This is a genomic window from Candidatus Methanoperedens sp., assembly GCA_027460525.1.
GTDB lineage: Archaea > Halobacteriota > Methanosarcinia > Methanosarcinales > Methanoperedenaceae > Methanoperedens.
Genome location: JAPZAS010000003.1, coordinates 10,692 through 36,855 on the forward strand (window position 1 = coordinate 10,692; position 26,164 = coordinate 36,855).

Genomic DNA, 26,164 nt, shown 5'->3' on the forward strand with positions numbered 1-26,164 from the left:
GATGGCGGGAAAAAAAGCCTCCATGGGCGAATACATCGCAAGGAGGCTTATCTATTCCCTTGTAATCGCATGGGGCATATTGACAATCACTTTCTTCCTCCTGCGCCTTGGACCCGGCTCGCCTGCAGATAAGTACCTTGCCAATATCGCAGCCTCAGGCAGGGTAAGGGATATTGCGCAGGTGCAGGCAGCCATAGAAGCCAGATACGGGCTGGACAAACCTCTCTACCTCCAGTATGTGGATTACATCTCTAACCTTCTCCACGGCAACCTTGGCTGGTCATTGAGCACTTCCCTGCCTGTTACGGAACTATTATCAAAACACTGGATTTATTCATTCGAGCTTATTTTATTAAGCACAGTTTTTGCTGTTTTGATAGGCGTGGGTATAGGCATTTATTCTGCTGTCAAACAGGGTACAAAAGCAGATTATGCTGTCACGTTTTTTTCGTTCCTCGGCATCTCCATCCCCAACTTCTGGCTCGGCATAATGCTCATCTTGATATTCTCTGTAAAGCTCGGTTTGTTCAAGACATACTACGATACCTCGCTTCCCCTTTTCAGCCTCGAGAACCTGAAAGCCATGACGCTGCCAGTAATAACCCTTGGCTCTGGCATGCTGGCGGGCTACAGCAGGTATGTGCGCTCGGCAACGCTTGACAACCTGCGCAAGGATTTCGTGAGGACGGCAAGGGCAAAAGGGCTGCCTGAGCGCACTGTCATCCTGAAGCATGTATTCAGGAACGCCATGCTGCCAGTTATAACGATAATAATGCTGGACTTAAGCGGTGTGGTCTTCGGAGGCGCATACCTCACAGAGATCATCTTCGGGATTCCCGGGCTTGGAAGGATATCCTTCAACGCCATATTTGCGGATGATTACGCAGTCGTTGTTGCGGTAACGCTGATAGGCGCAATGGTGACGCTCATCTTCAACCTCCTCACCGATATTGCCTACACCTTTCTTGACCCGAGGGTGAGATATGTCTGAGTTGAAAATTTCAAGGAATATTCTCTTCACCCTGATAATTGCGGGTATAATGGTCACTATTGCAATCGACTTATTTGCGATGAAGGGAAAACTTTTCTCACCGCTTGATTATTTCTATGCCTTTTTCTCAGTTTTTATGCTATTCTACATCGTTTACCCGCTCTACCTCAACCGGCGACTTTCGGCTTATTACTGGGAAAGGACGAGGAAAAACAAGCTCTCCATGATGGGATTATTTTTCATAGTATTCTTGGTATTACTGGCTATTGGCGGACCTTTCTTCACGGTAAGCCCGAACTATGTAAACTTCGAGGAGAAGAACCTGCCGCCTGTGGGTTTCACCACAAGCCAGTCTGTCTATGACAGGGACACGGGAAGCCTGAGGAATGCTGAAATCCGGGGTACGTGGAAGCATCCACTGGGTAGCGATGATAAGGGAAGGGACATACTTGCCATGATAGTATCAGGCGCACGGGTATCGCTTCAGGTGGGTCTTGTTGCCACGTTCATCGCCCTCATGATAGGCACTGTAATCGGTGTTTCATCGGCTTATTTCGGAGGCGCGGTTGACAACGTGCTCATGAGATTCACGGATATCATGATGACGTTTCCATTCTTCCTTCTCCTCGTGTTCATAGTGTTCATATTCGGCGCTGACCTCACGCTTATAATATTGATAATTGGCGTGACCGGCTGGACCGGGGCAGCAAGAATAGTGCGAAGCGAAGCCCTGTCCCTTCGGACGCGGGAGTTCGTGCTTGCAAGCAAAGCGCTTGGTGCCAGTGATACAAGGATAATCTTCCGCCATCTCATTCCCAATGTGATGGGCACACTGATAGTGATAGCCACGCTCTCGATACCTGGCGTTATCCTGGCAGAAGCTGCCCTGAGTTTCATCGGGCTGGGTGACCCCACGGTGGCGAGCTGGGGCAGGATACTCAATGCAGGGCAGGACAACCTCGACACAACGTGGTGGGTGGCGGTCGAACCGGGTATAATGCTCTTCCTTACCGTGCTTTCCTTCAACTTCCTGGGAGATGGGCTTCGGGATGCCTTCGACCCGAGGAGCGAGCTATGAACATACTTGAGGTAAAGGGGCTTGTGACCTGTTTTTTCACCCGCAGGGGAATTGTCAGGGCTGTTAACGATGTCAGCTTTGACCTTCAGAAAGGCGAGGTGCTCTGTCTTGTTGGGGAGAGCGGCTCTGGAAAGACGGTCTCTGCATTATCCATACTCGGGCTTGTCGACTCCCCGGGAAGGCTAACAGGTGGAGAGGTAATGCTGGATGGTGAAGACCTGAGGCAGTACACGCCTGAGCAGCTTCGGCTCATCCGGGGAAAGCGGATAGCCATGATATTCCAGGACCCCAGGGAATCGCTCAATCCCGTGCTCACCATCGGCGAGCAGATAATGGAGCCGATGAAAGTGCACATTAATTTATCGGATAGAGAAGCCAGGGAAAAGGCGCTTCGTCTCCTTGAGAGGGTGGGCGTGCCTAAAGAGCGGCTTTTTAGCTATCCTCATGAGTTCAGCGGGGGCATGAACCAGAGGGTGATGATAGCCATGGCTCTTGGCTGCGATCCCGAGATACTGATAGCAGATGAGCCAACGTCTGCACTTGATGTCACAACGCAATCAAGATTCCTGGAGCTTTTGCTGGATTTGAAAAGGGAAAAGGGGATGTCCATGATATTCATAACCCACGACCTGGGAATAGTGGCACAGATCGCGGACAGGGTTGTGGTGATGTATGCAGGCAAAGCCATGGAAAAAGGGAACGTCTGGCAGATATTCGAAAACCCGAGGCATCCTTATACCATAGGCTTATTGAACTCGCTGCCAGATGTCGCGATGAAGCGGGAGAAGCTTGTGCCGATACCAGGGCAGATTCCAAGCCTCATAGCTCCTCCGGGGGGGTGTGTTTTCCACACACGATGCAGGTTTGCGAAGGAGGTTTGCGGAAGGGTCGTGCCGCAAGAGGCAACAGTTGAAGATGGACACGTAAGTGCATGCCTTTTCTGGGATTCGGAAGAGGTAATAAAAGCATCGAAGGAGGTCAGGGTTGAACAGCAAGCTTCTTGAGATTCGGGAAATCAGGAAATACTACCCCGTACGCTCGGGATTCCTTTCCAGGCGTGCGGGCGATTTAAAGGCTGTGGATGGCGTATCCCTCGGCATTAATGAAGGGGAAACCCTAGGGCTTGTGGGCGAGTCGGGCAGCGGGAAGACCACGCTTGGCAAGGTGATAATCCGGCTTGAGGAGCCTACGGAAGGGGAGGTGCTGTTCAGAGGCAGGAACATATTTTCATTGAAAGGCGATGAACTGAAGCAATATCGCCGGGAGGTGCAGATGATTTTCCAGGACCCCTCGGCTTCGCTTGACCCGAGGATGACGGCTGGTGATTCCATAGGCGAGGCGCTCCTTATCCACGGCATGGAGGACGAGGAGGAAAGGCTGGGGAGGGTTGGGGAACTGCTTACCGAGGTGGGGCTTCTGGCAAGTGATGCTTCCCGTTATCCGCATGAATTCAGCGGGGGACAGAAGCAAAGGATTGGCATAGCAAGGGCGCTTGCGCTTCGCCCGAGCCTGATAATTGCGGATGAGCCTGTGAGTGCGCTTGACATCTCAGTCCAGGCGCAGATACTGAACCTGCTCACCGAGCTTAAGAGGGAGCATGGGCTATCGTTGCTTTTTATCGCCCACAATATGGGGGTGGTAAGGTACCTGTGCGACAGGGTTGCTGTGATGAAGGCTGGGAAGATTGTGGAAGAGGGGAAGGTTGAGGAGGTGTTTACATCGCCGCAGCATCCTTACACGAAGGCGCTGTTAGAGGCTGCGCCTGTGCCGAATCCGCATGTGAGGAGGTTGTGATGGTTGACTATAAATCGCCATGTCTTAGTCGAGAGCCAGCCTCAATAAATTTCACCTTTTACTCTGGTTTTTCTGATGTATTCAGTGGGCTCTACAGACGCTGCAACTGCCTTTTTAGTTTTAGCGAGGTATTTCCTGTAATCTTCTATAGTAAGCAATGGCTCATGTTTTGAAATAAAAGACTTGAGTAATTCGAGCTGTTCTTCGAGAGCTTTGATTTTTTTATCCACCTGAAGTTTTTGCATATCTGCACTCAATGTACTATGATTTGATAATCTATCTACTGTTGACTTGTATATATAATCATGTAGCTATAGCCTTAATTACCTTTCATTTCAGAAAGGAGTGCCAGAGTATTCTTTTTCAAATCAGGTAGCTTGTTTTCCATTACATCCCATACGATTTCCAGATTTATTCCAAAATATTCGTGCGTGAGAATATCCCTTAATCCGGCAATCTTTTTCCACTCAATCTCTGGTTTTTTATTTTTTATCTCATCAGGAATTTTCTTAACAGCTTCGCCTATAATTTCCAGATTTCTTGCAACGCCGTCCTGTCTTAATTCATCTTCTCTGAAATCCCCATAAGACATGTTTTCGGTATATTTTTCAATTTTACGGATAGACTCAAGAATGTCTTTAAGATACGCTTCATACGCCCGCTGCATATTTTACACTCCCGATGATGTATGGTTTTAAATCTGGTTTAATTACTTCTTTCATTACAAGATCGACTTTACATTTGAACAGGTCTTCTAAAAAGAATTTAAGATCCATGTAGTTGTCGAATGTTATTTTACCTTTTTCAAATTCAACGAGAATATCGATATCGCTTTCGGGTTTTTGTTCTTTTCTGATGTATGAGCCGAATAATCCGATTCGCTTTACGCCGTATTTTTTTATTGCGGCTTTGTTTTCTTCGAGTTTGGTTAATATATTTTTGTAGTTCAGCATTTCAGTTCTCATTAAGTGATGTTATAAATAAATGATTTACTTATTTTTTCTTTTAAAATTGTGTAGGAATAACTATCTGGATACATAGTTGAGCCACACGTAATAACTTCATTATGGCTGTCCATGCAACAACCCCAATTGTGACCAATCCAATGTGCCAATCTCAACCTGATGATGAATTTGATTAATACCCCATTCAGCGGAATCAACCAACTTCTTCGCTCGTTCTTCTGGGGTTATATCGGGATACAACCCGATCATGATTGCCGCAAAAATACCTTCTGGATCTAGGCTGTTGATGTTTTGGAATGTCTCTCTCTTTCCTTTTCTTTCAGATTGATTTAAAACTATACCCAGCGCAGCACCTAGCCGCCACGCATCTCTCTGCTCATGGAATAGCCCCTTAGATACTAGCTCTTTCATTTGCTTTTTCGCGCGATCACTTGCAGGAAAGGTCCTCATATCTCCAAACGCATCATCATTCATGGCGCAACCTCCAAATCTTGCGTTGCGAACACTCGTGATCCCTCTTTTTGGCTTTTGTATATAATGGTGAAGTCATTCTTGATTTTTCCCTCAAGATATCTTTCATCCCCTTTTCTAAAATCTCGATCCGTTACCAATAGGACCACTTGATCTGCTAGGTTGGGGAGATATTTTAAGACACGCTCGCCATGTTTTATATCCAATCTACCAAAGGGTGTATCCATAAACACTGGTGCTTTTACGTGGGCTGATTTATTAAGGGCTCCAATCAATGCCAAGGCAACGATCTGCTCCTCACCCGCTGATCTCCATTCACTTCTGCTAAGGCAAGTTCCATTTTTAGTCATTATGGATAAGCCAAATTGCTCATTAATTTTGAGGCTATCAAACTCTTCTTTTGAGCGTATCGTTCGAAATATTTCCGTAGCAATTCGTTCAATATCGAATTTTTTCTTATCTCTATATGATGAAATAGCTTCTTCAAATACTTCTTTTACAGATTCTACAAACTCAATTCTTTTCCCCAAAATGTTGATCTCTCGCTTAGGAATACTGGCTAAACTTGCCTCAAATTCTGCCTTCGTTTCTTTAAGACCCAATACCTCTTCTGCCTTAACCTTTACAAGACCTTCAAGTCTCCCCTGTTCTTTTTTCAAGTTTTGTATAGATATTTCTAATTCTCGTGGCTCTTCTTTATCTTGCCCGGTCAGTTTCCCTATTATGTCATTTAATTGCGCCTGTAGTGATGCTAGTTCATGATCTATCTTGCCTATTTCGTTCTCGATTTCTCTGAAATCTTCTCTAATGTTACTGTGGGAAATTATCTTTTCTAATCTTGTTTTGTGATGCTCAAATGTCAAATTTGGCTCAGGGATTTCTGTTAATTGTTTAATAAGGATTTCAGTTTCATGAAGTTCCTCCTCTAACTGCCGAAGTTTCTTTGGCTCTAGAACAGTGCCGCATAAGCTACATTTCTGTGATAATATCCCTTTCTTTAATCTCTCGACTCTTTCAACCGCCCGTTGTTTATTATTATACTTCTCTAGTGATGCCTCAGATTTGGCAGTGAGATGAGATATAACATTTTTTGCAATCGGTTTAAGTAATTCCTTGTATAGGTCTTTAACCAGTGCTTGCATCTTCTCCAAAGCTTTTTCCTTTTTTTCCTTTTTAAGACTGATATCTTTCTCAATGCTGATCTGGCTGTGTGCCAGCTCTTGAACCTCTCTTATATCTGTCAGTCTTCGCTTTTTCTCAACTATTTCATCTTCAAGTTTAGATATCTGTCTAATTAGCCCTTCGATTGTTGTTTCCTTATCCTCTATTTCTGCGGTCACCGTCTGAAGACATTCTGCTAATTCCTCATACTCCTTGCCGCCAAGTTTTCTGATGAGTTTATTGCGTTCATTCTCTATTTTCTTTTGAATGGCTACCAAGTCGTCTCTGGCAGTCTTGAAGTATGGAACACCCAAGACACGCTCAATTGAATCTCTGATAATAAACATTGATCGGCTATCTTCATCTAGGAGTTCCTCATAATCCCGTAGCATCTCACCATCAAAGAAGTAGAACCTACTTACATCTGATGGCAGGATACGTTGTATAACGTTCTCAGGATCAGCGAGGACTTCGCCGTCTTTAACAACATTTAGCGTCATTCCCTCAATATATTTCTTATCTTGATGACTATTTGCTTTCATTTGTCGCAAAACCGCCCACCGCCCACCATCATGATTGAAAAAAACGCCGACTCCAAATTTGTATATGTCCTCACTCAATGCGGTAAGGTTCAGAAGAGAAGTCGGAGGAATCTCTTGTCCCTTCCTATCGTATACCTTGCCGTATAGTGCCCAAATTACTGCGCGTTGCAATGATGTTTTTCCTTGCCCATTGCCTCCACGAAAGATGATTATTCCAGGGTCACTACTCTGAAATTCAATCTTATGTTTTCCATAAAAGGAGCCAAAATTTAATATCTCAATAATATCAATCATCATGCTCTTCGCCTCCACTCATCTGAAATAGGACCTGCTGAATCTGCTCTTGGCATTTTAGTCGATCTTTCTCTAGAGGATTCTTTATGACTAGTGCCATGACTGTTTGGAGAACTTTTTCCGGTACTGGATTCTTCCTCTTATCATTTGTTATTTTCAGGACCGAGATCATTTCTTCATGTTCCACGTCTATTCCTCCTGTACATCATCTTGCAAACCAATCTGAGCGTCTGATTCAATATCAACTCCATATTCCTGGGCTAATCGCCACAACTTATGAGTAACTTCTTGATTCTCTGCAAGTTGAGCAAATTTCCAAGCACGTGCTAGTTCACCCCTTACTATTGGTATGGCATATTCATCTTCTTGAGACACTGAATTAGGAAGAACAATTGCGTCTATAATAGTTGCCTTTTGCTTTCCTTTTGCTTTTCTGAGTACTCTTCCTCTGCGTTGTATATACTCCCTCGGATTTTTCGATGATGCAAGGATTATGGCGCCATCTACCTCTGGAATATCCACTCCCTCATCAAGGCATCTAATACTCACAATTATGCTAGGGTGTTGCTCAAAATACCCCAAGGTTCTATCCCTCTCCGTGGAATCCATCTTTGAATAGTACGTTACAACATTAATGCCTACCGTTTGATTTCTGATTACTTCTGTGACGCGTCTTAATTGTTCCTCATCCTCACAGTAAATAATCCAACGCCCATCGGCAGGGTATCTTTCGGAGACAATACGATATGCACAATCGACTTTAGCTTCTGCATGTTTTAGAATACGTGCTCTTTGAATTAACAAGTTCTGCAATCCGCTATCGTCAAATAACAAACGATTATTGCTGTTTTTTTGCATTTTCTTTGCGATATATATTTTAATCTTCGACGTGAGCTCATCCCACCTACCCTGCTCTTCTAGATTCAAATGAACAACCTCAAAGAAATAATTGTAGCGAGATAAGAATTTACCTAGTATCGGCACATCTTTTTGATCGTCCTCCGACAGTCTAACCTTGCCTCCAAGGGGTAAATAGAAAACTGGTTCCGTGCCGAATGCATTCTTTAAGGCATTATCGCCTTCAGGATCAAATAATCTCTCGGGTGTTGCTGATAATCCTAACCGCTCCTTAAATTGGATTTCCATGATGATACGCCGATTGATTGGACTTCCCAACCGATGCACCTCATCTGCTACAAGAACTGGATTTTCGGCTTGTTGAAGGAACTTGATAAAATCACCAGTTGCTGCCGTGCTCATGGTAGCAAGTATTATCCGTGGTAACGATTGCTTCGAAACGTACATTCGCTTTTCTGTAATAGCTTTCCAATCATATCCACCACCTGCTAGAAGGATTGGAACATGAGGATAGATGTATCGAATTTCTTCATTCCATTGGGATAAAAGAATCTTGCTTGGAACCAAAATCACTATAACTTTCCCCTCTTGAATCAAGCTTGAAATTGCAAATAATGCTGTAATTGTTTTACCTGTTCCTGTCGCCATTAAAAACATTCCAATTTTACCGGCATTATTCCATGCATTAATGGCCTGGCGCTGATAGTAATAAGGAGTATATTTTGGTTTATCAGTTTTATCCATGAGGGATGATGTCCTAAGATGAGCACCAGGCCTACAATCTTCGAAGCTTTTGTGTGAGCGAAATCGGGCAAGAACTTCACGTTCCACTTCGTTTAAAGGCCTTACTTTAGTATGCTTAGTGCCTACACTAAAAAGTTTATGGAGATACTGCATTTTTTTTAATGCCTTTGAGGACTCAAAGTTGTTACCCCAACTACGATATACATCGAATTCCTCATCGTTACCCCAGCCTTCAATCGAACTTATCGCCATTTGTGTCTCATTGCCTGAACCTGAGAATGCAACTATGTTTTCTTGAGCATCATAGAATGCACCGATTTTTCTATGATAAATTCCACCAATTCTAGTAGCAATAAATAAATCTAAAGAGCCACATTCAATAAGGAGACGAAGCATTTCTAGGCAGTCAGATTCTTTGGGATTATTCGACATGACCTCTAGAATATCGACTAAACTCGCCTCCTGATTGTGAGTTGATCGAGAATTCCTGAGAGCATATCCTTCTCTCGCCGCATCCTCATCAGAAACTGGTATATCTGGTGAACATACTATACGAACCTTACCTCCTGCAATAACAAAGTTTAGCAAATCTTCACCTAGCTCTCGATAAATATTTGCTCTGAAATAACCGATAGCTCGATCATAGAATTTGGAAACTTTAAGGCAGGGGGCATAGAACTCTCGAATTATATCATCATCTTCTGTATTATATTCTGGTTTTAAGGTTATACTGATAAGGCTTGGATTCATTATATCTTTACCTTCACTTTGTTTTTCGTTATCCATTGCCATATCATCTCCTCATAGTAGTGGTTATATTCAGATTAGCCAAGATTCTGGGAATCTAGACATTGATGCTTTCGCATATGATTCTTCCTTTTCAACACATCTCCACCTCCGATTTAATCTTTCAGCAGCCCATCCGGTTATATTGCTTCCGGCAAAAGGATCTAAAACAAAATCGTCTTTCGTAGTCAAAAAGCGTATGAAGAATTCTGCCAATTCAGGAGGCATTCTTGCTGGATGACCCTTTATACTGTTCGCTTTGCAGTATGCTAAATAGGGATCGTTGGATTTAGTATTGGGAATAGAAAGAACATTTGATGGGATTGAACCACCGTTGTTCCTCAGGAAGCTCTCCTCTCCTATCAAATGCTCAGATGGCCTTTTACCTGCATTGTATTTCCCGCGCTTTAATAACAGTTTCATATCTTTACTATACTCATGTAATACTGCGCGGTTATTGGCTTTTGGTTTTGGAGTTGTTGATAACCACCATAAGCGAGTATACGCATCTTTAACCCGAATTCTCTCGATGTTAACCCATTGTGCCGGTGATGGAAGTCTGGTAGTATTATTCCAAATAAATTCCTGGCAAAGGTAGAAATTGCCCCTACGTTTAAACTCCATAAGAGCTTCGATGCTTAAAGTAGACATTGTGGGTATGCCCGGTTCCCATGCATTGCCGAGTTCAATCACAACAGAGCCTGTTGGATCTAGCATTTGCTTAAATATATCAGCAAAGCCAGCTAGCCAATCAATATAATCTTTACCTTTCAGATTGCCGTAAGCTTTTCGTCTGTTAAGCGGAAATGGAGGTGATGTAAATATAAGATTTATTTTATGTTCGAGAGGTTTAAACCATTTTGCCTCAAGTATATCTTCTGATGCACCATGATATAAGACTCCTCTTTGGGTGCGGTAAAGCGGTTTCATGGCTACTTCTATCATTATTTCTTTTAGTTATAATACTTGCGGGACATTTTAGTATGTATTGGTGAAGATGCTTTTTTATCCTTTTAACGTAGCGCCGCCTCCACACACTCCTCCGTGGTCGCCATTATGCTCTTCGCGCCGCACAGGTTCGGCACGTACTTGTGCGCCTTGCCTGAGTTCACCATCATGCAGCCAAACCTCTCGCTTGCAGGCGATACAACCATGCATGTATCGCAAAAAACCTTCGCGCCGCTTTTCTCGATTTTTCTTATCAGTTCAGGATGCCTATTCTTAATGGCGCGCGAGGTGCACACCCACACCTCTTTTCTCACCTTTTTGCCGTTCAAAAGCTGCGCCAGCCGCTCAAGCTCGCTGACGCTGCTGTGTGGACAGCCGAATGCTATTAAATCAGGCTCGCCTTTTGTGTAAACCTCTTTTATCTGTGCTTCTTCAATCGTGATCGTCTCCTCCGGCGCCCTGTATTTCCCGGCTTCAGGCGTGGCACCGGCAACATGATACAGCGCCACGGCGCCCGAGGCTGCCATTGCTGCGCCGAGGGATTTCAGTTCGTCCTTCGATGGCTTCGATTTGAGTTCAAAAAATGGCACTTTATCTCCCACCATCTCACCCACGATATAACCAAGAGCGCCGTAATCAGAATCGTGAAGCTCTGCTTTCACCTTTATCAAAACATCAGGAATTCTATTCTCATCAAGATGATAACCGTAATTCGGAGTCTTGCCAATCAGCGCAGCCGCAAGCGCACTCGGCCCCCCTTCCCTGTTGGTGCGCGCCCCGATGACAGAGTTGGCGTAAGAAATTGCCGAGGATTCGCTCCACGCCACATGGTCTTCGAACCTTGCGAGGCTGTCAAAGATATTATACGGAGTGCAGGAGCACTCAGTTCTCACGCCGAGCGCTTCATAAGCCCTGATTATCTTTTCCTGCTTTTCAGCGAAATCCTGGCTTATACCCATCTCCTTCCAGCATTCCCTGTCCATGCCTGCAGGGTTGAGAATCGAGGGTACAGCAACTTTTCCTTTTAAATCCGATATCCATTCAAGCCCGGCTTCGCCTATGGTCTTGTACGAGACACCTGCTATCTGCGCGCTCTTTATGGGAATTAGCGTGTCAGCATCATAGATATCGCCAAGGGCGGCGAGAATCTCCATAGCTTTCTGGTATGTGGCGCCGAGCTCTCCATTGAATATTTTTTCTTCTTCAGGTGTGAGATGCATCTATGCCTCCACATAAATCAAATTAAGAAATCTGCGTTTATCGGCGTTATGCCCGCCGCTTTGCATAGACACGTAACTCCACGTATTGCGAAGCAATACGTGCGGGCGACGCCAACTGGCGCAACGGTTGACGTGGATGCGCCCTCCGAGGCGCGACTCGGGGCATGCATCTGCGGTTCGTTTTCACTCATACCTTTGGCTTGGGAACTCTCTGGAACTTCCATTTCTTGCTCAAATCCATCGTTGCATCAAAACCCACCTTTGTCCCAATACCGTTCTCCGAGCGCGGGTCAAGGGTACTGCCCCGTACACTGGGATAGATGTATATGTCCTCATCGCCCTTAACACGCGTGGCTATCGCAAACTCGATATCGTTCGGATCGAAAATATTGATGTCCTCGTCCACGATTATCACATGCTTCAAGCTCTTGTGCGCTGCAAATGCGGCATCGATAGCCTTCTTTGCTTCATCATCGTTATTTTTACGAATCTGCACAGCAGCATGGAAATAACAGCATCCTCCCGGCGTAAGCACCACATTCTTCACATCAGCTACTTTTTTAACTTCATTGAATATCAGCGGTTCGTACGGAATTCCCATCAATACATGATGTTCGCTTCCAGCGGGAAGAAGGGCATGGTAGATGGGGTCGCGCCTGTGCATCATGTTAGTGAGATAGATGACCGGCTGTTTCCTTATTATATCGTAGGTGCCGCTTATATCCACAAATGGTCCCTCATCCACAAGCTCCGTAGGATGGATATACCCTTCAAGCACGATTTCAGCATGCGGAACCTTGATACCGTTCTCGCATTCGAATAACTCGGTAGGCTCACCGCTCAGCGCTGAAGCATAATTGAACTCCTTTCCTTCAGGCACGCGGGTTGAGACCGCAAAAAGCGTCACCGGGTCGATTCCGATTACGATTGCGACAGGAAGCGCTTTCCCGTTTTCCTGTGCTTTCTTGTAAAGATTATAGGTGTGCCTGAATTCAACAAGCCGCACTGCAAGCTTGTCTTTCCCTATGACACGCAGTCTGTGGATAGCTGCGTTCATAACACCCTCGTATTCAGTCACCACGACTCCTGCGGTAATATACGGAGCGCCGTCCCCTTCAAAATGCGTGAGGATGGGAAGTTTTGCAAGGTCGGGTTTTACTGCGATTTCTTTTGCGGGCGAATCCGAAACTCGCTTTACCTCTCCGTCAGGCGGATGTGAGGAAAGATATTCTATTATTCTGTCAGTCGATACTCCGAGTGCTCCTGCAAGCAGTTCCCTTGAAGCAAGGATGTTCATTGCCACTTTTTGACCGTTGACATTTGTAAAAAAGGCAGGCTCTTTCCCGATTGTGGCTGAAACCTCATAAACAGGCGAGAGGGGGTCTTTTACCTCCTTAAGTTTCCCTTCAGATTTGAGCTTTTCTAGGAATCCCCTGAAACTCATTCACGCCACCGTTTGTACAGGTTATGCTCGATGCGAAGAAGGTCAAGGGCGCGGCCTGCCATGAAATTAATGATGTCGTCAATGGTTCTGGGTTTCGGGTAAAAGGCAGGACATGCGGGAAGTATGGAGGCGCCGGCGTTAATGGCTCGCTCCATGTTCTGGACGTGTATTAAATTGAGGGGAGTTTCACGCACCATTAAAATAAGGGGACGTTTTTCTTTAAGACAAACATCCGCAGCCCTTGAGATCAATGTATCAGACATGCCGATGGCAATGGAGGCAAGCATCTTCATACTGCACGGCGCCACTATCATGCCTATTGATTTATGCGAACCGCTTGCCATCGGTGCTGTGAAATCATAGTCGCCGTAGACATGGTCTGCCAGTTGTTCTATATCGCTGATGGAATATTCGGTTTCGATCTGGACAAGTTTTTTTGCCGATTCGGACATGACAAGATGGGTTTTGTATCCTTCCAATTGCTTCAGGGTTTCAAGAAGTCGTATCCCGTACTGCACACCCGAAGCGCCGCTGATGCCTATAATAATTTCATTAGTCATATGATATTATAGTGGGTTACATCCTTGAATAGTTTTTGTTAAGAATAAGATTATATCAAATAGGCACAATTTCAGGTTGAACATGATTCAAATACTCTATGATATTGCGCTTCGCCTCGGTCTTGGTCTCATTATCGGCATACTGCTCATGATTTTTATCACAATACTTGAAACCGCTTTTTATAATCATAATAAACAAATCCATGTAGTTGTAATCGCCTTTCTAATTGCGCTCATCATATACGCACTCGGGGATATCGCGATTGATGTATTACGGATTTGACTTTTTTCTTCGAATTTTGCTTATCAATTTTTTTATTCTGCCTTTGCTTGGATTCTTGATTTTGATTCTAAGATAACCCCGTTTTGAATTTATCAGCATTTTAAATACGGTATCCTCAGGACATGAATCAAGAAAATTCCTTATCTCTCCTTCTGCAGTCTCTTTATTAATCCCCGTGTATTCAATGCTCATAACTCGGTCAGCTACAATTGGAATAATTAAATATAAAAGCTTCCAATCCATAAGCTTTAACTCAAAGCACAAGCATTAATCAAAACTGGAAATATGGTACTGGATAAACTGGGCGATTCCCTTCAGAGCGCACTAAAAAAACTCGTAGGCGCAAGCAGGATTGATGAGAAGATAGTGGACGAGGTAGTGAAGGATATCCAGCGCGCCATGCTGCAAGCGGATGTAAATGTAAAACATGTAATGGAATTATCCCAGAAAATAAAGCAGCGCTCCCTCAAGGAAGCCCCGCCCAGCGGAATGAATCCAAGGGAGCACGTGATTCGTATCGTTTATCAGGAACTAATAAACATCCTCGGGAAAACCGCAAACGTCAAGCTTGCTCCCCAGACCATAATGATGGTGGGGCTCCAGGGGAGCGGCAAAACAACCACGACCGCAAAGCTTGCGCGCTATTTCCAGAGGAAAGGATTAAAAGCCGCTGTGATATGCGCTGATACTTTCAGGGCAGGTGCGTATGACCAGTTAAAAACACTGTGCGACCGCATGGGCATCTTTTTCTACGGCGAAAAGGATGTAAAGGATGCAGTTGCCATCACGCAGCGGGGGCTCAAAGCAGTTGAAAAATACGATGTGAAGATAGTCGATACCGCAGGAAGGCATGCCCTTGAAAAAGACCTGATAAAAGAAATGGAGGATATACACAAAATAGCAAAGCCTGACCACAAGTTCCTGGTGCTGGACGCTGCCATGGGTCAGCTTGCAAGCGAGCAGGCACGTGCCTTCAACGCATCCATAGGAATAACGGGCGTGGTGATAACAAAGCTTGACGGAACAGCAAAAGGAGGCGGAGCATTATCCGCAGTCTCAGAGACTGATTCCGCCATTGCTTTCATAGGCGTTGGCGAGACCACCGATGACCTTGAAAAGTTCGAGGCTGACAGGTTTATCTCGCGCTTGCTGGGAATGGGAGACATCAAGTCGCTTATCGAAAAGGCAGAAGAAACCCTGAAAACCGAGGAATTCGATGTGGAAGCCATGCTCAGCGGGAAATTTTCATTGAAGGATATGTACAAGCAGATGGAGGCTGTGAACAAAATGGGTCCGCTTAAGCAGGTCATGTCGATGATACCTCTTGGAAAGATGGGAATGAAGGTCTCGGATGATATGTTCGCAGTAACACAGGAAAGAATGAAAAAATACAAGTACATCATGGACTCGATGACCGATAAGGAACTTGAAGACCCCAAGCATATCAATAGCCCGAGAATCACCAGGATTGCACGGGGCTCCGGGACGAAGTATGAGGAAGTACGCGAATTGCTGAAATATCACAAGATGATGCAGAAGACCATCAAAGGCATGGGAGGGGGCAAGTTCAATATCCAGAAGATGATGAAAAAATTCGGGATGTGAGATGGAAAATATTATGAACAAGAACATTCATAATATCAATGGGGCAGTCGGCATCGCATCCATCCCCTCCGATGATCCCGCATTGCCCCCTTTTTCTTTCTGATACCTGATGGGATTCCGGTAGCTCCTGTTTTTGAGCTGAGAGGTTTTGGGTTCGTAATGATTTATCCCGCATGAACGTGCCACCCGCGCGTGGGTGCATGAGTTAAAATTCGAGGCACGCCAATTACAGACCTCTTTTGAAAAATCACAGCATAACAGCATCTTTGAAATTTTTAAAATGAGGATCTCCTGTCAATACCTTTATTTTTCTGCTCCGGGCTGATGCAAGTATTATGGCATCAGCAAGACCGAAATCAGGGGTCTTGACTTTATTCTCAGCATGTATTTTTGCAGATTCAACTGCGATAGTTACATCCAGTGCTACTACAGCGCATCTTTTTGTTATGAAATCCTTTCTCTCTTCGGCTTTTCCATCGGTTCTGAGAGATTTAGAGTATATTTCTGCTATTACTATCGGGGAAGTGTATAATTGCGAGTCGTCATCTACTAATGTTTTGACTTTTTCACCCTTGCGAGTCCCCATGAAATATTCCATCCATGCGAAAGAATCCAGCATCATTCTAATCGGTCCTCATGGTCTCTGAGGTCTGATAAATCAGTTTTTTGCATTGTCCCAAAAAGGCTTTTCTTCTCTTTGAAAAGCGTTTTGATTAAAATTTCATTTATTTTTTCTGATATATTTTTGACCCCAGCTTCCTTGAGGGTTTGATATACATCTTCTCTTAATTTTATTGTAGTTCGGACATATTCTGTCATCATTAACACCTGCATATATGATATCATCTACATCAACATAAAATTTACGGTGCATGTTAGAATGCGCCCGAATTTCAGGTTTTGGGAGCCGCACAGGATAGCTGTGCGCACGGCAGAGGATATTGGGAAGATACTGACCCGCGAGCTCCTCCCTCAGAGCATCAGGGAAAAGACACCGGAATCCAAAAGTCGGCTGGCAAGGATGCTGAAGCGCATGGGTTCGAATGGAAACGGAGGAGCACAAAAACAATAAAGCTAGTGGAAGACTGAAAAAAGCGCATGCCTATGCTACATGAAGGAATGTATGTCGGACATCAGAAATTATTAAATCTAATACCGTCGTTTTAACGTATATGACAAAAGTTATTCATGGCATGGTTCATAAAGGTATGATAAATCCTGTGGACATGCTGGAAGAAAATGAAGAAGTGCTCATCATACGTGTCCAGAAAACCAAAAAATCAAAAATCGATATGATAGCGAAAAAACCCAGGAAAACGTTGAATCATAGCTTTGTTGAAGAAATTATCGAATCGACCGAATCCGGTGAAGGCATTGACTGATCGGTCCAAAATCCCCAGAGCTTCCTTTGTATTTATTGATTCTAATATATTTACCTATTTTTTACTCAGAGATGCTGATTTTTTTGAAAAATGCAGCCGGTTTCTTAAGAATATTGAATCAGGATATTTTATTGGTTTTATAAATAATATTGTTATATCCGAAACACTGTTTAACTTCGTCAAGGCAGAGGTTTGCAAAAATCATGGATTAAAACCCAACGAGTTCATACGTTACGTAAAGGAAAATCCTGAATCGATAGGAGATGTGGATATTTCTGATGTTATTGATGTTTTTACAATGGTGAACCTCAATTTGGTCGATGTTCCGCCAAAGCTCATCCCAATATTGAAAGATGTTCATAGAAAATCACTTTTATCAAACGATGCTTTTCATCTACTGACTATGGAATATTTGAACATCAAAGACATCGTAACCAATGATGGCGATTTTGAGAGAATTGCTGGTATAAAGGTGTGGAAACCCGAGACGTTATAGCCTGCAATAAAGAGTGTATGGGGAGCACCTGAATCGGCTATTGAAAGTGTGAGGCGCGGTGGGATGCATGAGCCTAAACCACTGTAAGATAGCGGCGCGCACGGCAGAGGATATTGGAAAGATATTGACCCGCGAGCGCCTCCTCAGAGCATCAGGGAAAAGTACCGGAATCCAGAAGTCTGGCAGGATGCTGGAGCGCAAGGACTAGAATGTATATGGTGACCTCATTTTGTTAGAAGGTATTAGATCCTTGAGCTTTGAGAAAGGTAAAGCTCACGTTAAAAAACCACAGAGAGCACTGAGGACACAGAGAAAAAATAACAACTCTCTGTGGTCTCTGTGTCCTCGGTGGTTAGCGTTTATAATTCCTATGTTTCAGGAAAGCGCCAGTTGTTGACTATGATGCGCTGCACATTACGCTTGCGTTGAGTGCGCAGGTCACAGACCGACGTGAATCGGCGGGGCATGGGCGCGGATGACACACCTCTTCTATGAAATAAGAGCCGAAATAACGAACAAACAATAGAAATCCTAATGCATCCACGCCGATGACATCTACAATGCGACAATTGCATTAAATAGAAGGGATTTCAATCAAGTTCTTATGTTAAAGAAAAAAACTAATATTATTTCTGAGGCAAAAACTAAAGAGGAAAATGCTAAAGAAATTATTGTTCTTTTGGCGTCGCATCCAGTCCCTCCGATATTTCCGATTGCCCCCTTTTCTTATAGAGTTCTGAGCTAACATTAGGGTTGAAGGTCGAAGGGATTAATACTATTAGCACCATACAATAATCATATTTATGACCGCAATAAGGCTAAAAAAGAGAAGGAGAGCATAAAATATGAACGAAGTTTCTCTCGGAATAATCTATAAAGAGATACTAGAAGTAAAGAAAAAACTTGAAACAATTGAGGACATAATTATTCCAAGCGAGAAAGTTTCTGAAGAGGAACTTAATGAGATAACACAATTAAAAGAAGAATCTTTGAAAGGAGAGTACGTCAAATGGAGTGAGATGCTTATCTCACCCTCGTCCCTTCCTTAACCTCCTTCTCAGGCAGCAGCAGCACCGCGCCCTCAGCATCCGCAGCAAGTATCATCCCGCGGGATTCCACGCCGAAAAGCTTTGCAGGCTTCATATTCGCAAGCACCGCGACCTGTCTCCCCACAAGTTCAGCAGGAGCATGGGACTTCGCAATCCCCGCAACAATCTGGCGCTTCTCTCCTATGTCCACCTCAAGCTTCAGCAGTTTATCAGAACCTTTGATGTTCTCAGCCGAGAGTATTTTTCCAATCCTTATATCCAGCTTCTGGAACTCCTCGAAGGTTATCTCAGCCTTCTCCTTCCCGACCTCAAGCTTATTTTTCTCTTTTGCCATTGCTATCTTTATCCTTCTATTTAGGATTGCTTCCATTTCCTTGATCTTCTTATCCTCGATTTTAGTGAACAATATTTCAGGAGCCGCAAGCTCCTGCGAAGGAATCTCCACAAGAGCATCCTCAAGCTGCGCGGTATGGACATCGCCGGGCAGTGCAAGCTGCCTCCATGCCTTTTCCATATTTCCGGGAAGTATCGGCTCAAACAGCAATGCAAGCGCTTTTCCTATCTGGAGGCAGTTCTTCACCACACGTGCGCAGGCTTCCCTGTCTTTTTTAATGAGCTGCCACGGCTCACGAGACTGGAAATATGAGTTCCCGTAGGCAGCAAGCTCCATCATCTCATCCGTGGCTTTCTTGAACTCGTATTCGTCAAAAGCTGATGTTACCTTATAGATAGTTGACTGGATTTTCTCGAAAATCTCTTTATCAACCTTGCCTTCTGGAACCGCGCCGAAGTTCTTGTGCGCAAAATGTAGCGTCCTGTGCAGGAAATTCCCAAGCGCCCCCACAAGCTCGTTATTTACCTTCTCCTGGAATACCTTCCACGAGAAATTCAATTCCTTTGTGTGAGATGTATAGCTGGCGATATAATACCTCAAGAGGTCGGGATGAAAGCCGTGGTCGAGGTAATCCTCATCCACCCAGACAACGTAGCCACGGCTCTTTGAGAACTTCTTATCATCGATCTTCAGCATACCTGAAGCCACGACAGCCCAGGGCTGCGTGTAGCCCGCACCCTTCAGCATCGCGGGCCAGAAGATGCAGTGATGGTAGGTGATATCCTCCCCGATGAAGTGAATGATGCGGGAATTGCGCCGCCAGTATTTCTCCCAGTCCTCCCCTGTGTTTTTAGCCCATTCCTCAGTGAACGAAATGTAGCCGATGGGCGCATCAACCCAGACATAAACAACAAGGTCGTCGTGACCCGGAAAGCGCACGCCCCATTCAAGATTCCTTGTGATGCACCAGTCTTTTAGCTCACGAGCCCATTCCTTTGCATAATTTATGGCATTGGACGTGCCTTCCAGAGTTTCTAAGTATGATGAGAGGAAGCCGCTAAAAGCTGAAAGCCTGAAAAAGAAATGCTCCTGCTCTCTGTATTCTGCTGGATTCCCGCATATCCGGCACTTCGCATTCTTTATCTCTCCCGGCTCAAGATGTTTCCCGCATCCCTGATCGCACTCATCACCTCTTGCGATAGCGCCGCAGTAAGGACAGATGCCTTCCACATATCTGTCGGGAAGGAACCGTTTATCGTAGGGACAATACGCCAGCCGGATGACCTGGGGATACACATATCCACGTTCAATCAGAGCTTCAACGATGCTTATTGCCCTTGCATGGTTTGCGGGAGAATCCGTATTCCCGAAGAAGCTGAATTCCACTTCCATCGCTTTAAAAATGCTCTCAAAATGTTTATGATATTTATTGACAAGTTCCCTGGGGGTGATACCGAGTTCCTCTGCATTTACCACGATGGGAGTGCCGTGGGCATCAGAGCCGCAGATAAAGACAGCTTCCTGACCCTGTTTTCGAAGAGCCCTGACAAATATGTCCGCAGGTACGTAGGTGCGTAGATGCCCTATATGGCATTTTCCGTTAGCATACGGAAGTCCGCAGGTTACAAGCACGGGTTCTTTTGACGGGAAGTTGGGCATGGATTTCTAACATGGAACTTCCATATAAAATAACTTCCCAAAGCATCTTTCTTTTCAACAGCAAGCATTATATCAAATTAAATTGATTTTACACAACTTTATTTGAGTTGATTTTAATGCTCTATCCAAGCGGAACTCCCACACAGCCTGAAATGATAACCCTGGCTTTATCAAAACTCCATCTTAAACCCGCAGATGTGTTTGCCGATATCGGGTGCGGGAGCGGTTCTGTTTCCATAGCCGCCGCCTCTATGGTGAAGCATGTATACGCCATTGATAACAGGGACGAGGCTGTTCGCGCCGCAGATCACAATATTAAAGAGTGCGGGATACGTAATGTCTCTGTGTTAAAAGGGGATGCAGCCTCGGTACTTACAGATATCGATATCGATTGCGCTTTCGTAGGCGGGAGTAAAAATATCGAACAGGTTCTTGCGTTATTAATTAAAAAGGGCGCCAGGTTTGTGGTCAGCGCAGTCAGGATAGAGACCGCTGTCCTGGCCCTTGGAATACTGAAAAAGAACAACAGGTTCAGGGAAATAATGCAGATACAATTATCAAGGGGGCATGAGCTTGGAGGCGGTACCATGTTTAAGCCTGAAAATCCAGTTTTCCTGATTTTGGGAGGGACATGCTAATCGGTGTTGGTCTTGGACCCGGGGACCCTGATCTTATCACTGTTGCTGCAATAAAAGCATTGAAAGAAAGCAGGAAGGTTTTTGTGCCAGGGAAACTTGCTGCAAAACTGGTAGCGCCTTACGCAAAAGCTCTGATTCTCGATTTTCCCATGATTCAGGACAGAAGAGAACTATCAAAAATGTGGGAAAATAATGCCGGAATAGTTGCAGTTGAAGCAAGAAAGGCTACCGTCTCATTTGCAGTACTTGGCGACCCTAATGTTCTCTCCACTTTTTCACACCTTGCGCGGACAATCAGAGAAAAATATCCTGAAATAGAGATTGCCACCATTCCTGGAGTCAGCGCCGTAACAGCACAGGCAGCGCACACCAATACCAGTATCGATGGCTCGTTTACGGTAAGCGATGGCTCTCCTGTGACCACGAAAATAATCCTGAAGGCAAAACATCCAGCAGATGCAAAAAAAGCGCTGATGGATGAAGGTTTTAACGAATTCATTTTTGCAGAGCGGCTGTTCATGGAGAACGAAAAGATTACAGATGAAATCCCAGAATCAGGCGATTATTTCAGCCTCATGGTGGCAAAGCGAGGAAAAGTCAGGAAAAATAAAAAAGTGGTGTATTTTGTGGGAGCAGGGCCAGGGAATCCAAAATATATTACAGTAAAAGGACGCGAGCTTCTTGAGTCCTGCGACCTTGTTATGTTCACAGGTTCGCTTGTTAATCCCGATATTCTAAATTATGTCCATGGTGAGAAAATCGACAGCCACGGCATGAAACTCGAAGACATTGTAGATGTCCTGGCAAGGAATGTTGATGACGGGAAAACGGTTGTCAGATTGCACAGCGGCGACCCTTCATTGTACGGGGCGATTATTGAACAGATTGAGGAGTTGAAAAAACGAGGCATAGATGTGGAAATCATCCCGGGCGTCACATCCCTCTTCGCCTCCGCTGCAGCGCTTAAAACCCAGCTTACGATAAACGGGATCACAGAGACGCTCATCATCACAAGACCTGCTGGAACCACACTTCCGAAGGACTCGATTAAAGAATTGTCGCGCCACAATGCTACCATGGCGATCTATCTTGGAACGCATAAAATAAGGGAAATCACAGATAAAGTAACATATCCGAAGGATACGCCTGCAGCAGTTGTATATCACGCTTCATGGAAAGATGAAAAAATTATTCTTGGAACAGTGGGCGACATCGCAGACAGGGTCGAAGCTCAGGGGATTGATAAATCAGCCATGATCATCATAGGGAACGTGCTCTTACCGCAGAACTACAAGAGGTCTCATCTTTATGGGTGAACTGGCTGTCATCACATTTTCGCGAAATCTTGCCGTTGCAGAAAAGATAAGGGATTTCACAGACTGTGATATATTAACATACTCAAAAAAGGCTTTCAAGCAGGGATTTGAAGAATATAATTCCTTAATAGCCGTAATGGCAGCAGGTATAGCGGTCAGGAACATTGCCCCTTTAATAAGCGATAAATGGAAAGACCCGGCAGTCGTGGTTGTGGATTCGGGATTGAATTTCGCCATACCAATACTGGGCGGGCACCATGGCGGCAATAAACTGGCAAGAAAGCTGGCAGGCATCGGTATAATTCCTGTAATAACCACAGCCACAGAAGTTAAAGGTAAAAAATCTGTTGAAGAAATTGCGGAAAATCTTGGCTGCAGGATAGTTAACAAAGGTTCAACAAAAAAAGTGAATATAGCATTGCTGGATACGGATATGGAAGTTCTGCAAATAAAAGGTCCAAGGATTGTGCTTGTTGAAGATGATGTCAGTGTGCTGAAAAAATACGGGCTGATAGTGGGGATAGGCGCCAACCGCGGTGTGAGCAGATCCGAGGTGATGGAAGCTGTAACATCTGCGCTTTCGCAAATCAATGCAGGTATGGAGGATGTGAAATATTTTGCATCCGCAAAGCTCAAGGAAAACGAGAAAGGTATTATTGATGCAGCAGCAGGGTGTGGAGTGGAACTCAGGTTCGTGTCCCATGAACTAATCAATTCCATCAAGACCCCAACGCCATCGAGGGCAAGAGCCCTGGGATTGAAGGGGGTATGTGAGCCTGCCGCACTTGCAGTATCCGGGGAAAAAAAACTTTTACTCAAAAAGAGGATATACGGGAATGTCACAATCGCAATCGCACGGTAAACTGTACATCGTGGGCATAGGTCCTGGAGGAGTAGAACATCTTACGAAAAGGGCGCACGATGCCTTGATCGAATCCGAATATGTGATAGGCAACGGCACATATCTTGACCAGATTGCCGAAGTCATAAAAAATTCAAAAACCATAAGAAGCGGGATGGGCGGTGAACTTCTGCGCGCCAGGAAAGCGGTTCTTCTCTCAAAAGACCATGTCGTCTCAATAATTAGTGGCGGGGATGCGAATGTGTACGGAATGGCAGGGCTTGTGCTTGAGGTTGCGCAGAAGGCAGGCGCTGTCGAAATCGAGGTCATTCCTGGCGTGACAGCACTGAGCGCGGCTGCTTCGCTTCTCGGCGCGCCTGTAGTATCAGATTTTGCGGTAATCAGCCTCAGTGACCTTCTGACTCCGGTGGAGATTATAGAGCGAAGACTCAAGAGCGCGGCAGACGCGGATTTTGTGATTGCTCTTTATAATCCAAAGAGCAGGAGCAGAAGAGAAAACTTTGGAAAGGCGATTGAGATCATACGAAGGTACAGGGGCGATGAAACGCCTGTTGGAATCGTGAAAAATGCAACACGGAGCGGTGAAAAAGTTGTTGCCACAACGCTTGGAAGAATACTGGAGTACAATGATGCGATTGACATGAGCACGATTGTACTTATCGGTAACAGCGAGTCAAGGCTGTGGGATAACAGGATAATAACGCCGAGAGGATACCAGAGGAAATATGAATACTGACCTTGGCGCACGCACAAAGGAAGCAATAGCTATCAGCGAAAAAAGCTGGGCAATTGTGCGAAGCTTCGTGAAAGGCGACACGCCCGAGGACAGGATAAGACAGCGCTGTGTGATAGCCACCGGCGACCCTGCATTTGTTGACCTCCTGAGGTTTAACAACGATCCGATAAAAGCCGGAATAGAAGCCATCAAGAAAGGCGTAACAATTTTCACGGACATAAAAATGGCGCAGGTTGGAATAACAAAGCGCGGGCATAACTGCGATGTGCTATGTGTTCTGGATGCTGGAAGCGATATCTCAGAGAAAACAGGCGCTACGAGAACAAGCGCAGGTTTCATGGCACTTGAAAAAGAGCTTCAAGGCACGATAATCGTGATCGGAAATGCACCTTCTGCCGCGCTGACCGTATGCGGGATGATTGAGAACGGTCTGAAACCTGCGCTGCTTGTGGCAACGCCTGTGGGGTTTGTGAATGCTGCTGAATCAAAGGAGCGCGTGCGAGCGCTGGCGGTGCCCTCCATCACCTGCGTGGGGACAAGGGGCGGGACGCCAGTGGCAGTTGCGGTTGTGAATGAACTTGTGGAGATGGCGGTGGAGAGAGACGCATAGGAACAAGTAAGAACTGAAGAAGTTAATGGCCATGCAAAAATTGGTGCTGATAAATGAAATGGATATTTCGATTAGACTAAAAAAAATGGACCCGGCGGGATTCGAACCCGCGGCCTTTGCGTTGCGAACGCAACGATCTACCCCTGATCTACAGGCCCTTTAAAAAAAATTACAACCTGCCGAGTTCTTCCACATTCACGCTTTCCACGCCCTTCACTTTGCTGAAGGCTTCTTCGACTTTCTCTGTTCCGCCTTCAATATCGCCCACTTTCACCACCACTATAAGGGCTTTTAAGCCAAAAGCCACGGGTTCTTCAGCGAAACTGTGCAATCTTACCCCTTGCGGAATTACCTTTTTCAGGGACTCTTTAAGCTTATTTAAATCAACTTCCATTCCCGAAGGCATGATTTTTAGTTTAGCTGCTACCTCTCCCATTTTCTTCACGGTCCTTCGAATCCGCAGCCCTGGCACTTATAAGGATTGCTCTGGTGCCTGCAGCTTGAGCATCTCCCAAGTTCTTCGCCGCACTGCGGGCATGGAAACCGCACATAACCGCGCTCAATAAGATTTACGCCACATGAAATACATTTTTCTGCTTTTTCTTTTCTTGCCATAATATTCTCCTTAAGTAGGGCTTCCTAAGAGAATCGAATGCTATTAAACTTATCCTTTAGTAATATATTGTTATCTGTATATATTTTAGATAATTATATCATGCATTTACCTTACTTGATACACAATTAACCATAAAAAGAAAGCCTTACAGTCTTATCTCCTTTTTACTATGCTAATTGGATTTTTCCTGATATTTTGCATTTTCAAGATCTGTTTAAATAAAAATCTCTTTTCTAAAAACTCATTTCGTATTTCTGTGTTATCTTGAGAGAGTCCTAACTTTTCTTCTATGATTTCGTTATCTTTTTCTGTATTACAATCCGATTTATTAAACTTCTTTCCATATTCGTCTATTATCAAATCTGGCATAACAACTCCCCCCTTTCAGCCCATTGCCCTATTTATTAAATGGTGGGGGTTACTTATAAATATTTTCTTTTGATTTTGCAAAAGAATTTCAAGTCATAGAAGAACCTTGACCTTTTTGAGATAATGTGCCATATCGCATATTTGAGGCTTATCGGATGATTGCTGGTAGAAATAGAGCGGTTTACCTCTAACTCTATGCAGTTTATGATTAAAAGTTAAATCCGGCATAAATTATGGCATAATATTGGAAAATTGCTTTAAGTATCTGATTTAATTTATGGATAAGAGGAACCAAGCAAGGTAACCACTCCTATCCTATCTATCCTATCCACAAAATCTTTTTTTGGTTCCTC

Annotated in this window: 35 protein-coding genes, 1 tRNA gene and 1 pseudogene; 17 read left to right on the forward strand and 20 right to left on the reverse strand. The window is 44.6% G+C overall.

Features of this window, described 5'->3' with window-relative positions; translation table 11 throughout:
- Position 1: 1 nt before the first annotated feature.
- From O8C68_00465 to O8C68_00480, 4 genes are read left to right on the forward strand one after another with little or no spacing between them, the layout of a single operon-like run.
- On the forward strand, positions 2-991 hold the full coding sequence (locus O8C68_00465) for an ABC transporter permease (GenBank protein ID MCZ7394274.1): 990 nt from the start codon (positions 2-4) through the stop codon (positions 989-991).
- On the forward strand, positions 984-2,069 hold the full coding sequence (locus tag O8C68_00470) for an ABC transporter permease (GenBank protein MCZ7394275.1): 1,086 nt from the start codon (positions 984-986) through the stop codon (positions 2,067-2,069). Before O8C68_00465 ends, O8C68_00470 begins: the two co-directional genes overlap by 8 nt.
- A complete protein-coding gene (locus tag O8C68_00475) occupies positions 2,066-3,073 on the forward strand; it encodes an ABC transporter ATP-binding protein (GenBank protein ID MCZ7394276.1) in 1,008 nt (335 codons plus the stop codon). The genes O8C68_00470 and O8C68_00475 overlap by 4 nt, the downstream gene beginning before the upstream one ends.
- On the forward strand, positions 3,054-3,863 hold the full coding sequence (locus tag O8C68_00480) for an ATP-binding cassette domain-containing protein (GenBank protein MCZ7394277.1): 810 nt from the start codon (positions 3,054-3,056) through the stop codon (positions 3,861-3,863). The genes O8C68_00475 and O8C68_00480 overlap by 20 nt, the downstream gene beginning before the upstream one ends.
- Positions 3,864-3,904: 41 nt before the next feature.
- Here the strand turns inward: O8C68_00480 and O8C68_00485 are convergent, their stop codons facing one another.
- The 12 genes from O8C68_00485 to O8C68_00540 form a co-directional block, all read right to left on the reverse strand.
- Positions 3,905-4,108: a hypothetical protein gene (locus O8C68_00485; GenBank protein MCZ7394278.1), complete on the reverse strand. Its 204-nt coding sequence runs from the start codon at positions 4,106-4,108 to the stop codon at positions 3,905-3,907.
- Between the two features lie 74 nt (positions 4,109-4,182).
- On the reverse strand, positions 4,183-4,530 hold the full coding sequence (locus tag O8C68_00490; GenBank protein MCZ7394279.1) for a DUF86 domain-containing protein: 348 nt from the start codon (positions 4,528-4,530) through the stop codon (positions 4,183-4,185).
- Complete coding sequence (locus O8C68_00495; GenBank protein ID MCZ7394280.1) at positions 4,514-4,828, reverse strand: nucleotidyltransferase family protein; 315 nt, start codon at positions 4,826-4,828, stop codon at positions 4,514-4,516. Before O8C68_00495 ends, O8C68_00490 begins: the two co-directional genes overlap by 17 nt.
- Before the next feature lie 99 nt (positions 4,829-4,927).
- On the reverse strand, positions 4,928-5,302 hold the full coding sequence (locus O8C68_00500) for a hypothetical protein (protein ID MCZ7394281.1): 375 nt from the start codon (positions 5,300-5,302) through the stop codon (positions 4,928-4,930).
- Complete coding sequence (locus O8C68_00505; GenBank protein MCZ7394282.1) at positions 5,299-7,299, reverse strand: AAA family ATPase; 2,001 nt, start codon at positions 7,297-7,299, stop codon at positions 5,299-5,301. Before O8C68_00505 ends, O8C68_00500 begins: the two co-directional genes overlap by 4 nt.
- Entirely contained in the window at positions 7,289-7,483 is a 195-nt protein-coding gene (locus O8C68_00510) for a hypothetical protein (GenBank protein ID MCZ7394283.1), read from the reverse strand. Before O8C68_00510 ends, O8C68_00505 begins: the two co-directional genes overlap by 11 nt.
- 2 nt (positions 7,484-7,485) lie before the next feature.
- On the reverse strand, positions 7,486-9,690 hold the full coding sequence (locus O8C68_00515; protein ID MCZ7394284.1) for a DEAD/DEAH box helicase family protein: 2,205 nt from the start codon (positions 9,688-9,690) through the stop codon (positions 7,486-7,488).
- A gap of 27 nt (positions 9,691-9,717) precedes the next feature.
- A complete protein-coding gene (locus tag O8C68_00520; GenBank protein ID MCZ7394285.1) occupies positions 9,718-10,629 on the reverse strand; it encodes a site-specific DNA-methyltransferase in 912 nt (303 codons plus the stop codon).
- Positions 10,630-10,697: 68 nt separating this feature from the next.
- Positions 10,698-11,852 carry an aconitase X catalytic domain-containing protein gene (locus O8C68_00525; protein ID MCZ7394286.1) on the reverse strand — a complete coding sequence of 385 codons (1,155 nt, stop codon included), beginning with the start codon at positions 11,850-11,852 and terminating at the stop codon, positions 10,698-10,700.
- A gap of 17 nt (positions 11,853-11,869) precedes the next feature.
- The gene (locus O8C68_00530; GenBank protein ID MCZ7394287.1) at positions 11,870-12,043 is read right to left on the reverse strand and encodes a hypothetical protein; all 174 of its coding nucleotides are present in this window, start codon (positions 12,041-12,043) and stop codon (positions 11,870-11,872) included.
- Complete coding sequence (locus O8C68_00535) at positions 12,040-13,296, reverse strand: UbiD family decarboxylase (GenBank protein MCZ7394288.1); 1,257 nt, start codon at positions 13,294-13,296, stop codon at positions 12,040-12,042. Before O8C68_00535 ends, O8C68_00530 begins: the two co-directional genes overlap by 4 nt.
- Positions 13,293-13,856, reverse strand: a complete 564-nt coding sequence (locus O8C68_00540) for a UbiX family flavin prenyltransferase (GenBank protein MCZ7394289.1) — start codon at positions 13,854-13,856, stop codon at positions 13,293-13,295. Before O8C68_00540 ends, O8C68_00535 begins: the two co-directional genes overlap by 4 nt.
- Positions 13,857-13,938: 82 nt before the next feature.
- Here O8C68_00540 and O8C68_00545 point away from each other — a divergent pair, with 82 nt between their 5' ends.
- Positions 13,939-14,139, forward strand: a complete 201-nt coding sequence (locus O8C68_00545) for a hypothetical protein (GenBank protein MCZ7394290.1) — start codon at positions 13,939-13,941, stop codon at positions 14,137-14,139.
- Here the strand turns inward: O8C68_00545 and O8C68_00550 are convergent.
- Positions 14,128-14,331, reverse strand: coding sequence for a hypothetical protein (locus tag O8C68_00550; protein ID MCZ7394291.1), 204 nt, complete (start codon positions 14,329-14,331; stop codon positions 14,128-14,130). The genes O8C68_00545 and O8C68_00550 overlap by 12 nt on opposite strands.
- A gap of 93 nt (positions 14,332-14,424) precedes the next feature.
- On the opposite strand from O8C68_00550, the gene O8C68_00555 reads away from it, so the two are divergent.
- A complete protein-coding gene (locus O8C68_00555) occupies positions 14,425-15,744 on the forward strand; it encodes a signal recognition particle protein Srp54 (GenBank protein MCZ7394292.1) in 1,320 nt (439 codons plus the stop codon).
- Between the two features lie 247 nt (positions 15,745-15,991).
- Here O8C68_00555 and O8C68_00560 read toward each other — a convergent pair whose 3' ends face one another.
- Both O8C68_00560 and O8C68_00565 read right to left on the reverse strand, forming a co-directional pair.
- On the reverse strand, positions 15,992-16,366 hold the full coding sequence (locus tag O8C68_00560) for a type II toxin-antitoxin system VapC family toxin (GenBank protein ID MCZ7394293.1): 375 nt from the start codon (positions 16,364-16,366) through the stop codon (positions 15,992-15,994).
- Positions 16,363-16,572: a hypothetical protein gene (locus O8C68_00565; protein MCZ7394294.1), complete on the reverse strand. Its 210-nt coding sequence runs from the start codon at positions 16,570-16,572 to the stop codon at positions 16,363-16,365. Before O8C68_00565 ends, O8C68_00560 begins: the two co-directional genes overlap by 4 nt.
- A 52-nt stretch (positions 16,573-16,624) precedes the next feature.
- On the opposite strand from O8C68_00565, the gene O8C68_00570 reads away from it, so the two are divergent.
- The 5 genes from O8C68_00570 (at position 16,625) to O8C68_00590 (ending at position 18,671) form a co-directional block, all read left to right on the forward strand.
- On the forward strand, positions 16,625-16,816 hold the full coding sequence (locus O8C68_00570; GenBank protein MCZ7394295.1) for a hypothetical protein: 192 nt from the start codon (positions 16,625-16,627) through the stop codon (positions 16,814-16,816).
- 100 nt (positions 16,817-16,916) lie between these two features.
- Positions 16,917-17,126 carry a hypothetical protein gene (locus O8C68_00575; protein MCZ7394296.1) on the forward strand — a complete coding sequence of 70 codons (210 nt, stop codon included), beginning with the start codon at positions 16,917-16,919 and terminating at the stop codon, positions 17,124-17,126.
- The gene (locus O8C68_00580; GenBank protein MCZ7394297.1) at positions 17,110-17,622 is read left to right on the forward strand and encodes a PIN domain-containing protein; all 513 of its coding nucleotides are present in this window, start codon (positions 17,110-17,112) and stop codon (positions 17,620-17,622) included. The genes O8C68_00575 and O8C68_00580 overlap by 17 nt, the downstream gene beginning before the upstream one ends.
- A gap of 67 nt (positions 17,623-17,689) precedes the next feature.
- A complete protein-coding gene (locus O8C68_00585) occupies positions 17,690-17,830 on the forward strand; it encodes a hypothetical protein (GenBank protein ID MCZ7394298.1) in 141 nt (46 codons plus the stop codon).
- 637 nt (positions 17,831-18,467) lie between these two features.
- Positions 18,468-18,671: a hypothetical protein gene (locus tag O8C68_00590; protein ID MCZ7394299.1), complete on the forward strand. Its 204-nt coding sequence runs from the start codon at positions 18,468-18,470 to the stop codon at positions 18,669-18,671.
- Here the strand turns inward: O8C68_00590 and metG are convergent.
- Positions 18,646-20,664: a methionine--tRNA ligase gene (metG, locus tag O8C68_00595; protein ID MCZ7394300.1), complete on the reverse strand. Its 2,019-nt coding sequence runs from the start codon at positions 20,662-20,664 to the stop codon at positions 18,646-18,648. The genes O8C68_00590 and metG overlap by 26 nt on opposite strands.
- A gap of 116 nt (positions 20,665-20,780) precedes the next feature.
- Here metG and cbiT point away from each other — a divergent pair, with 116 nt between their 5' ends.
- The 6 genes and pseudogenes from cbiT (at position 20,781) to O8C68_00625 (ending at position 24,826) form a co-directional block, all read left to right on the forward strand.
- Complete coding sequence (cbiT, locus tag O8C68_00600) at positions 20,781-21,302, forward strand: precorrin-6Y C5,15-methyltransferase (decarboxylating) subunit CbiT (protein MCZ7394301.1); 522 nt, start codon at positions 20,781-20,783, stop codon at positions 21,300-21,302.
- A pseudogene (locus tag O8C68_00605) lies at positions 21,296-21,892 on the forward strand (cobalt-factor II C(20)-methyltransferase). The gene cbiT and the pseudogene O8C68_00605 overlap by 7 nt, the downstream one beginning before the upstream one ends.
- The gene (cobM, locus tag O8C68_00610) at positions 21,878-22,618 is read left to right on the forward strand and encodes a precorrin-4 C(11)-methyltransferase (GenBank protein ID MCZ7394302.1); all 741 of its coding nucleotides are present in this window, start codon (positions 21,878-21,880) and stop codon (positions 22,616-22,618) included. The pseudogene O8C68_00605 and the gene cobM overlap by 15 nt, the downstream one beginning before the upstream one ends.
- Positions 22,611-23,480 (forward strand): cobalt-precorrin 5A hydrolase, encoded by an 870-nt coding sequence (gene cbiG / locus O8C68_00615; protein MCZ7394303.1) that lies wholly within the window; start codon positions 22,611-22,613, stop codon positions 23,478-23,480. Before cobM ends, cbiG begins: the two co-directional genes overlap by 8 nt.
- Positions 23,455-24,216 (forward strand): precorrin-3B C(17)-methyltransferase, encoded by a 762-nt coding sequence (gene cobJ, locus O8C68_00620; GenBank protein ID MCZ7394304.1) that lies wholly within the window; start codon positions 23,455-23,457, stop codon positions 24,214-24,216. Before cbiG ends, cobJ begins: the two co-directional genes overlap by 26 nt.
- A complete protein-coding gene (locus O8C68_00625) occupies positions 24,206-24,826 on the forward strand; it encodes a precorrin-8X methylmutase (protein MCZ7394305.1) in 621 nt (206 codons plus the stop codon). The genes cobJ and O8C68_00625 overlap by 11 nt, the downstream gene beginning before the upstream one ends.
- Before the next feature lie 86 nt (positions 24,827-24,912).
- On the opposite strand, the gene O8C68_00630 is transcribed toward O8C68_00625, so the two are convergent.
- The 4 genes from O8C68_00630 to O8C68_00645 all read right to left on the reverse strand — a co-directional run bounded on the left by O8C68_00630 (position 24,913) and on the right by O8C68_00645 (position 25,811).
- Positions 24,913-24,984 (reverse strand) — tRNA-Ala (locus tag O8C68_00630).
- Positions 24,985-24,995: 11 nt separating this feature from the next.
- On the reverse strand, positions 24,996-25,262 hold the full coding sequence (locus tag O8C68_00635) for an elongation factor 1-beta (GenBank protein MCZ7394306.1): 267 nt from the start codon (positions 25,260-25,262) through the stop codon (positions 24,996-24,998).
- 5 nt (positions 25,263-25,267) lie between these two features.
- Positions 25,268-25,441 carry a zinc finger domain-containing protein gene (locus tag O8C68_00640; GenBank protein MCZ7394307.1) on the reverse strand — a complete coding sequence of 58 codons (174 nt, stop codon included), beginning with the start codon at positions 25,439-25,441 and terminating at the stop codon, positions 25,268-25,270.
- 154 nt (positions 25,442-25,595) lie between these two features.
- The gene (locus O8C68_00645) at positions 25,596-25,811 is read right to left on the reverse strand and encodes a hypothetical protein (protein ID MCZ7394308.1); all 216 of its coding nucleotides are present in this window, start codon (positions 25,809-25,811) and stop codon (positions 25,596-25,598) included.
- Positions 25,812-26,164 lie beyond the last annotated feature (353 nt).

What these genes read in the sequence shown, in the direction of transcription:
- O8C68_00465 (MCZ7394274.1), top strand. Translation starts at nt 2, where the DNA reads ATGGCGGGAAAAAAAGCCTCCATGGGCGAATACATCGCAAGGAGGCTT.
- O8C68_00470 (MCZ7394275.1), top strand. Translation starts at nt 984, where the DNA reads ATGTCTGAGTTGAAAATTTCAAGGAATATTCTCTTCACCCTGATAATT.
- O8C68_00475 (MCZ7394276.1), top strand. Translation starts at nt 2,066, where the DNA reads ATGAACATACTTGAGGTAAAGGGGCTTGTGACCTGTTTTTTCACCCGC.
- O8C68_00485 (MCZ7394278.1), bottom strand. Translation starts at nt 4,108, where the DNA reads ATGCAAAAACTTCAGGTGGATAAAAAAATCAAAGCTCTCGAAGAACAG.
- O8C68_00490 (MCZ7394279.1), bottom strand. Translation starts at nt 4,530, where the DNA reads ATGCAGCGGGCGTATGAAGCGTATCTTAAAGACATTCTTGAGTCTATC.
- O8C68_00495 (MCZ7394280.1), bottom strand. Translation starts at nt 4,828, where the DNA reads ATGAGAACTGAAATGCTGAACTACAAAAATATATTAACCAAACTCGAA.
- O8C68_00500 (MCZ7394281.1), bottom strand. Translation starts at nt 5,302, where the DNA reads ATGAATGATGATGCGTTTGGAGATATGAGGACCTTTCCTGCAAGTGAT.
- O8C68_00505 (MCZ7394282.1), bottom strand. Translation starts at nt 7,299, where the DNA reads ATGATGATTGATATTATTGAGATATTAAATTTTGGCTCCTTTTATGGA.
- O8C68_00515 (MCZ7394284.1), bottom strand. Translation starts at nt 9,690, where the DNA reads ATGGCAATGGATAACGAAAAACAAAGTGAAGGTAAAGATATAATGAAT.
- O8C68_00520 (MCZ7394285.1), bottom strand. Translation starts at nt 10,629, where the DNA reads ATGATAGAAGTAGCCATGAAACCGCTTTACCGCACCCAAAGAGGAGTC.
- O8C68_00525 (MCZ7394286.1), bottom strand. Translation starts at nt 11,852, where the DNA reads ATGCATCTCACACCTGAAGAAGAAAAAATATTCAATGGAGAGCTCGGC.
- O8C68_00530 (MCZ7394287.1), bottom strand. Translation starts at nt 12,043, where the DNA reads ATGAGTGAAAACGAACCGCAGATGCATGCCCCGAGTCGCGCCTCGGAG.
- O8C68_00535 (MCZ7394288.1), bottom strand. Translation starts at nt 13,296, where the DNA reads ATGAGTTTCAGGGGATTCCTAGAAAAGCTCAAATCTGAAGGGAAACTT.
- O8C68_00540 (MCZ7394289.1), bottom strand. Translation starts at nt 13,856, where the DNA reads ATGACTAATGAAATTATTATAGGCATCAGCGGCGCTTCGGGTGTGCAG.
- O8C68_00545 (MCZ7394290.1), top strand. Translation starts at nt 13,939, where the DNA reads ATGATTCAAATACTCTATGATATTGCGCTTCGCCTCGGTCTTGGTCTC.
- O8C68_00550 (MCZ7394291.1), bottom strand. Translation starts at nt 14,331, where the DNA reads ATGAGCATTGAATACACGGGGATTAATAAAGAGACTGCAGAAGGAGAG.
- O8C68_00555 (MCZ7394292.1), top strand. Translation starts at nt 14,425, where the DNA reads ATGGTACTGGATAAACTGGGCGATTCCCTTCAGAGCGCACTAAAAAAA.
- O8C68_00560 (MCZ7394293.1), bottom strand. Translation starts at nt 16,366, where the DNA reads ATGATGCTGGATTCTTTCGCATGGATGGAATATTTCATGGGGACTCGC.
- O8C68_00570 (MCZ7394295.1), top strand. Translation starts at nt 16,625, where the DNA reads ATGCGCCCGAATTTCAGGTTTTGGGAGCCGCACAGGATAGCTGTGCGC.
- O8C68_00575 (MCZ7394296.1), top strand. Translation starts at nt 16,917, where the DNA reads ATGACAAAAGTTATTCATGGCATGGTTCATAAAGGTATGATAAATCCT.
- O8C68_00585 (MCZ7394298.1), top strand. Translation starts at nt 17,690, where the DNA reads ATGAGCCTAAACCACTGTAAGATAGCGGCGCGCACGGCAGAGGATATT.
- O8C68_00590 (MCZ7394299.1), top strand. Translation starts at nt 18,468, where the DNA reads ATGAACGAAGTTTCTCTCGGAATAATCTATAAAGAGATACTAGAAGTA.
- metG (MCZ7394300.1), bottom strand. Translation starts at nt 20,664, where the DNA reads ATGCCCAACTTCCCGTCAAAAGAACCCGTGCTTGTAACCTGCGGACTT.
- cbiT (MCZ7394301.1), top strand. Translation starts at nt 20,781, where the DNA reads ATGCTCTATCCAAGCGGAACTCCCACACAGCCTGAAATGATAACCCTG.
- cobM (MCZ7394302.1), top strand. Translation starts at nt 21,878, where the DNA reads ATGGTGGCAAAGCGAGGAAAAGTCAGGAAAAATAAAAAAGTGGTGTAT.
- cbiG (MCZ7394303.1), top strand. Translation starts at nt 22,611, where the DNA reads ATGGGTGAACTGGCTGTCATCACATTTTCGCGAAATCTTGCCGTTGCA.
- cobJ (MCZ7394304.1), top strand. Translation starts at nt 23,455, where the DNA reads ATGTCACAATCGCAATCGCACGGTAAACTGTACATCGTGGGCATAGGT.
- O8C68_00625 (MCZ7394305.1), top strand. Translation starts at nt 24,206, where the DNA reads ATGAATACTGACCTTGGCGCACGCACAAAGGAAGCAATAGCTATCAGC.
- O8C68_00635 (MCZ7394306.1), bottom strand. Translation starts at nt 25,262, where the DNA reads ATGGGAGAGGTAGCAGCTAAACTAAAAATCATGCCTTCGGGAATGGAA.
- O8C68_00640 (MCZ7394307.1), bottom strand. Translation starts at nt 25,441, where the DNA reads ATGGCAAGAAAAGAAAAAGCAGAAAAATGTATTTCATGTGGCGTAAAT.
- O8C68_00645 (MCZ7394308.1), bottom strand. Translation starts at nt 25,811, where the DNA reads ATGCCAGATTTGATAATAGACGAATATGGAAAGAAGTTTAATAAATCG.